General features: G+C 31.2%; 4 protein-coding genes. 3 read left to right on the top strand and 1 reads right to left on the bottom strand.

Annotated elements, in window-relative coordinates; translation table 11 throughout:
• Positions 1-488: 488 nt before the first annotated feature.
• On the top strand, positions 489-1,634 hold the full coding sequence (locus tag CHRY9293_RS17945) for an ImmA/IrrE family metallo-endopeptidase (protein WP_162034233.1): 1,146 nt from the start codon (positions 489-491) through the stop codon (positions 1,632-1,634).
• Positions 1,631-2,128, top strand: a complete 498-nt coding sequence (locus tag CHRY9293_RS17940; RefSeq protein ID WP_162034232.1) for a DUF4411 family protein — start codon at positions 1,631-1,633, stop codon at positions 2,126-2,128. Before CHRY9293_RS17945 ends, CHRY9293_RS17940 begins: the two co-directional genes overlap by 4 nt.
• Positions 2,129-2,435: 307 nt before the next feature.
• Here CHRY9293_RS17940 and CHRY9293_RS17935 read toward each other — a convergent pair whose 3' ends face one another.
• Complete coding sequence (locus CHRY9293_RS17935; RefSeq protein WP_449386634.1) at positions 2,436-2,669, bottom strand: transposase; 234 nt, start codon at positions 2,667-2,669, stop codon at positions 2,436-2,438.
• Positions 2,670-3,357: 688 nt separating this feature from the next.
• On the opposite strand from CHRY9293_RS17935, the gene CHRY9293_RS17930 reads away from it, so the two are divergent.
• Positions 3,358-7,097: non-ribosomal peptide synthetase (locus CHRY9293_RS17930; protein WP_162034230.1), on the top strand; the 3,740-nt coding region annotated here is incomplete at its 3' end.

Below are 7,097 nucleotides of genomic sequence, written 5' to 3'. Positions count from 1 at the left end.
CGGCTTTTAGTATATCAAAGTGTTCTACCAAAAATTCTGGAAGTAATAATTTAAGAAGTTCCTGATCATTTATCATAAAGCAAAGATAATAGTATTAAAAGTTCCCCCCAACTTTTGCGCCTGAGCCCTTTTTAAACAAAGAGCAAAAAAAGACTGCCCTTTTGAGACAGCCTCTTTACCAATCATTACTTTTTAGGGCAACTTTTGGGTTTGCTTCTGTAAAAGTATTTTCTTCCATCTTTCGTAGGTTGATGAACTTTTACAAATTTGTTTGGTTTATTATTTGTAGCCATTTCAAATTGTATTTTTGATTAAACAATATGACAACTTTAGCTGTGTCATCTCTCAGCCATTTCAGATGTCTGATGATAACATGATTAATAAACCATTGAAATTATACAACTTAATATTGTAAATTATGGTAAAAACAAATATAATTATAGAAAATAAATACTCACTGATTTAAAAGATTGTATATATTTGTCAAAATGAGTACAAGAGTAGAAAATATTAACAGCGAGATAATTGAATGGGCTATTATGAGAAATGGTAATAGCTTAGATGAATTTTTCATAAAAAATCCGGAGGTCAGAATGTGGATCGAAGGAGAGAAATATCCTACTGTTAAACAACTCGAAAAATTTACTCATAAAGTGCATGTTCCTTTTGGTTATATGTTTTTACCTAATCCTCCTGAAGAAACAGTTCCATTACCTTTTTTTAGGACACTAAATGAAGGAGGTGATAATACTATAAGTTTAAATGTTTTTCATACTGTTCAAATAATCCAAGAAAGGCAAAATTGGCTAACAGAATATTTAGATGATTTAGAGCTTCCTGATTTAGATTTTGTTGGCAAATTTAATGTACGTGATGATTATAGAGAAATTGTTCATGATATAAAAAGTACTTTAGGACTAGCTGATGATTGGGCATCGTATCATAAGAATTGGGAAGATTGTTTAGAATTTCTAACAAATAAAATCGAAGAGTTAGGAATTATCGTAACATTTAATGGGATTGTTGGTTTAAATACTCATAGACCTCTTGCTGTAAAAGAATGTAGAGGTTTCGTTTTGGTAGATAGAAAAGCACCGTTTTTATTCATTAATTCCGCTGACGCAAAATCAGCACAGATGTTTACTTTGATACATGAATTAGCTCATGTTTGGTTGGGAGAAAGTGCTGGATTTGATAATCAAAATCTTCTACCTGCTGATCATCCATTAGAGATTTTGTGTGATAAAATTGCAGCAGAGTTTTTAGTCCCAGAAACTATTTTTAAAGTATTTTGGCATAAGAATAAAGATTTAAGATTTTTAAGTAATAGATTTAAAGTTAGTCAAATAGTTATTGCTAGGAGGGCATTGGATTTAAAGCTAATTTCAAGAAAAGATTTTTTAAATTTCTATAATATACAAATGCAGGAGTTTAGAAATTACAGAGAAAAATTAAAAGATTCAGATGGAGGAAACTTTTATGCTACTGCTAAAAAAAGAGTGAGTTTGAGATTTGCTTCGTTTGTAGAATATGCTTTGAAGCATAATAAACTCTTATATAGAGATGCATATAAATTGACTAGTTTGAAAGGGGATACTTATAATAGATTTGTAAACGAATATTTGTATAAGTGAAAAAATATTTATTAGATAGTAATATTTTAATTCAGGCTCATCGAATGCATTATCCATTTGATGTATTTCCATCATTTTGGAGTAAACTAATAAATTTATCTGAAAACAATTTTATTCTAAGTATTGATAAAGTAAAGAAGGAGATATGTGAAATTTCAAATCCAGATAATTTATCAAATTGGTGTATGAATGATATTCATGATACATTTTTTGTTGATACGAGTTCTTGTGTTGATGCATATTCTCAAATAGCTATTTGGGCTAACGCAAATACACAATATACCCAAAATGCGAAAAATGAGTTTTTACAAACTGATTTAGCTGATCCATGGTTAATAGCTTATGCATTGAAGAATAATTGTAAAATTGTTACTTATGAGAATAGTGATCCATACATTAAAAGAAAAATAAAAATTCCAGAGCCTTGTACTCATTTTGGAGTTGAGTTTACAACTCCAATTCAAATGATGAGAGAATTAGGTGATACATTTTAATCTAATGTTATTTAATATACAACATTAGTAAAAATGTAACGTTTTTAGTTTTCCATAGTTTTAATATAGGTATTCATTAAAGTTTAAATTTATTATTTACATGATTTAAAGAAAAAGTTTCCCCTATACTTCCCCCTTTGTAAATTCAATTGCTTGAAAGTCCCATAAATAAAAGGAAAAATAAAAAATATTCGAGCCCAGGTGGGACCACGATCATAATCAAGTACTTACAGAAATGTAGGTGCTTTTGTTTTATGGATTGTAACACAATTGTAACACAAAATGGCTCAGGCGTAAAAGTTAGGGGCTATGCAAAAAGTTTGGATAATCTGAATAAGAAAAAGGTTGTGTCTTTTACACCTCTAAGTTGTAATCTAAAGTTTTTAATTTTCGCATTAAAAGACTCTGCTGAAGCATTGGTACTTCTGTTATCAAAATAATTCAGAATATCCCTGTAATGATTCATAAGTGTTTTAGTTAATGTATTGAATGATTTAAAGCCTATCTCTTCTACTTCTTGGAACCAGTGATATAGCAACAGATTTAGTAATGTTTTTGATTGTAAATCTTTCTGAGTTTATCCGTTAAATGATAATCTTTTTCAAGATCAGGATATTCTGAAAAAGTATTGCAGTTCTCTGCCTCTGTTTTTTCTTTTTTAAGTAATTTCTAAATTTTTCTTTTCTAGTACGGTTATCATTAATATAAGATAAATATATTTTTCCTTTTAAATTCTGGAAACTAGTTATTGCAATATACATTTTTCGAACTACTGATGTTACTTCCTCTAATTGAGTGACTTGAAGGGTGTTTTTTGAGTAATAAAAATCATCTCAAAATTATCATTTTCATGAAAAAGATAAAGTAGTGCTTGGGTAATAACTCCTAAATTATATGGCTTTATATTATTTGTTTTCATTTATATGTTTTTTTTAAGTTGAGTAATATATAAAGAATGGTATTTGTAAGGCTACATATTTATTTTCTTTTGAGTTATATATAGTATTTTTTCTTTTGATGAATGCGATAATTTGTAGTATATATTTTGTGTGTATTATTTTATATGTTCGCATTAATTACATTTTAGTTTACAATAAGAACTAAACTTCTAAAACAATCACAAATAAATCTTTAGGAATTATTTTAGGAAAAGTTTCCTATTAAGCCTAATACCTGTAAGTATTTCAAATACTTACTACTATTTACTTGAATATTAATAACACAATAATATGAAACAACAATTTTTAGTGAAATTAACACCTTATCAAACAACCTTTTATAACGAGTGGATGCTTAATCCTTCTCGAAGTGACTATAATATAATTATAGATCAGTCTATATCTGGATTTATAGATATTAAGAGGCTAAATTTAAGTCTGGTGAGATTTATTAATAATAATTTATTAATGAATAGTAATATTGTAAGTACCTCTGATGGACTCTTTTGGAAAAATAGAATGGTATTGTCAGAAGATACTTGGGTACTAACATTTTTTTCTCAAGAACCTACATCAGACCAAATTTTAAAGTTTGCTTTAGAACCTTTTGATCTTGAAAACGATCAGCTTATAAGGATTTTTGTAATTAAATTAAAAGATGATAGGTATCGGATTATTCACATATTCCCTCATCTTGTTGTGGATGGTCTGAGCGCCGATACTCTTTATAAGGAGTTAGGTAATTATTATAATGATGCTGAATATGAAAACCCCATTAATCTCTCACAACAAGTACTTTTACATAATAAATTAAATGATCAATTTGATAGCATACTTTATAATGGTAAAGAGCAAATGTCTAATTTTTGGCAAAAGCATTTAAAAGACCTGGATAATATTGGATTTAAATTTTTACAAACAACAGAAACATCGGATAAAAAATCAGAATCTATAAATTCGGTAAGTGAGTTCCGGTTTAAATTTACCGAGGAGATATTTTTTAAGGTAAAACAATTAACAAAAAATCATAAACTTACCCCTTATACCTATGGTCAAATGATATTTGCTCTTTTACTTCATAGGATGTCAGGGGTAAGTCATTTAGGGATAAATTATCCAATAGGAATAAAAGAAGGACAGGAACTTATATTTGGAGCTCATGTCAATACCATAATCAAAGGGTATCATTTTACTTCAGAAACTACCCTTTCCGATCTTATTGATCAAAATCTCCATTATGTTACCGAATTAAAGAAAACCAAAGCTTATTATTTTCCAGTAGGGAAGCTTGTAAAATATGCCCAACAATCTGATATTTTAGAATTTTCTTTTGCTCAAACGAACCTTAAAGATATTTCTATTAATTATGAAGGAGCCTATGATATAGTTATTAATAACGAACTAAACATAGATCTACCAGGTAAAATTGTTTTTGAACAGGAAGCTAAAGATAATCAGCTAAACTATAGAGTTAAATATGACCATTTTGAGCTAGATACTGATTTAGTATCTCATTTCATAGACATCTATAAAAGGCTATTTGTTCAAGTATTAGATGATATATTAGATCATAGAGCAGATAAGGAGATATCTGCATATGATTTACTAGATAAAAGCAGTTATCAGCGTATGGTTCAGGATTGGAATGATACGGAAATAGAATATGATAAAACAGTTACGATTCATGAGCTATTTGAGAAACAGGTAGATAAGACTCCTGATCACATCGCGTTGGTATATGAGGATAGGAGCTTAACTTATAAAGAACTTAACGATAAATCAAATCAGTTGGCTCACTATCTATTGGATACTTATAAAATTAAGCCTGATGAACTTATTCCTTTATGTCTGAATAGATCTGAGGATATGTTCATAGGAATTTTGGGAGTTTTGAAGGCTGGAGGAGCCTATGTCCCTATGGATCCTAGTTATCCTATGGAGCGTATAGTTCATATTCTTGAAGACACTAACGCAAGGCTTGTAATAGGGAAAGAGAAAACTAAAGATCTTCTCTATGAATGCAAAAGTTTAATAGGAATAGAAGAGGAATCTTTGAATATATTGAACCTGGATGATGCAGAGATGATAAAGATGTTCGCTTGCTGCTCTAAAGTTAACCCCACGACTGATGTAAGTCCTGCAGATTTATCTTATGTAATTTATACGAGTGGAACGACGGGTAGGCCTAAAGGAGTAATGATTGAGCATAGTGGAGTTATAAACCTTGTAGATTTTATGATATCCTCCCATAAGCTTACAGAGTATACTAATGTGGGATGCTACTCTAATTATGTATTTGATGCTTTTGTTTGTGAAGCATTTCCAGTACTTTGTCATGGTAATACTTTGTGGTTATATAGTGATGAACTTAGAAAGTCGGTAAACGAGCTTAATGAATATATCACAGAAAATAATATTGAAGTATCATTTATTCCTCCTGTATTATTAAAAGAAATATTACATGATACGAGTCTTCAATTAATTTTTGCGGGAGGCGAATCTTTCCCTGAAATAAATAGAAACGAATATCCTGATATTATTTTAATTAATGAATATGGTCCATCAGAATCTACAGTCTGTGCAACAAATCATTATTATCATGAAGATGGAAGTCCTTTTAATATAGGACGGCCTATTTCGAATACTTCGGTGTATGTTTTAGATCGTTATTTACGTCCCGTACCTGTAGGCGCAGTGGGAGAATTGTATATTGGAGGTAGTGGTTTATCACGAGGTTATTTAAATCTACCGGAACTTACTGAGGAGCGTTTTTTAGTAAATCCTTTCCAGAGTGAAGTAGAAAAGTCCATAGGTTATAATGGCCGTATGTATAAGACGGGAGATTTAGGCCGTTTTCTTCCTGGAGGAGATTTGGAATATATAGGTCGTAATGATTTCCAGGTAAAGATTCGAGGTTATAGGATAGAGTTGGGAGAGATAGAGAGTGCTCTTGTTGGTTATGAAGGTATTCGTCAGAGTGTTGTTTTAGCTAAAGAGAATAACTCCGGCTTAAAATATCTGGTAGGATATTATGTATCGGATAGAGCAATCAATGCTGAAGATTTATCATTGTATTTATCGGGACTTCTTCCAGAGTATATGGTTCCTTCTGCGTATGTTCATTTGGAAGAATTGCCTTTAACGATTAATGGGAAGTTAGATCGTCGGGCCTTACCGGAGCCTAATTTTGTAGGAGATAGAGAATATGTAGGAGCCTCGAATGATCTAGAAAAAAGTCTTGTAGCTATTTATGGCGATGTATTAGGATTAGATAGTGCAAGTATTAGTATCCATGATGATTTCTTTCGCTTAGGAGGTAATAGTATTATGGCTATTAAATTGATTAGTAAGATTCATCACTCTTTGGGTATCAAGGCTAGTGTAGCGATGGTGTTTAGCCATAAGACTATCTTTGGGTTAGCGGGAGTACTGAGCGGTTTAGAATCAGAAAGTAGTGAATTGATCCGTCCTGTAGTGGTTCATAATCCTGAGGATCAGTTGCTATCTTTTGCACAGGAGCGTTTATGGTTTATTGAGAACTATGAAGGAGGTAGTAATGCCTATAACGTTCCTATGGTGTTTCGTTTGGATGCTGGTACAGATCTTTCTGTGTTGCAAGACTCATTTACTATCCTTATCGAACGTCATGATATTCTTCGGAGTGTTATTTTGACGAGTCATGAAGGAATGGGTTATCAAAAGGTTATGGATACTTTGGTTGACTTATCCATTAAAGATGTTGAAAGTTTTGAAGATTTAGAAGGTTGCTTGTCTCATGAAGTGGGAAGGGTATTTGATCTTTCCAAGGAAGTACCCTTGTCTTTGTGTATCTTTAAGCTGGATTCTGTGTACTATCTTTCTATCGTTATTCATCATATAGCGTTTGATGGTTGGTCCCGAGATGTCTTTTTAGGAGAACTTAGTACAATTTATAAATCTTTATTAGTAGGTGAAAGTCCGGTTCTCCCTAGTATGGCTCTCCAATATAGAGATTTTGCTTTATGGCAACGCGACTATCTTAGTGGAGATGT

This window comes from Chryseobacterium potabilaquae (assembly GCF_902728265.1).
Classification (GTDB): domain Bacteria; phylum Bacteroidota; class Bacteroidia; order Flavobacteriales; family Weeksellaceae; genus Chryseobacterium; species Chryseobacterium potabilaquae.
Note: the sequence above shows the minus strand (reverse complement) of the source record. Positions and strands in the feature narration are given on the sequence as shown.

Excerpts from the sequence above, each read along its gene's own strand:
- CHRY9293_RS17945 (WP_162034233.1), top strand. The coding sequence starts at position 489 with ATGAGTACAAGAGTAGAAAATATTAACAGCGAGATAATTGAATGGGCT.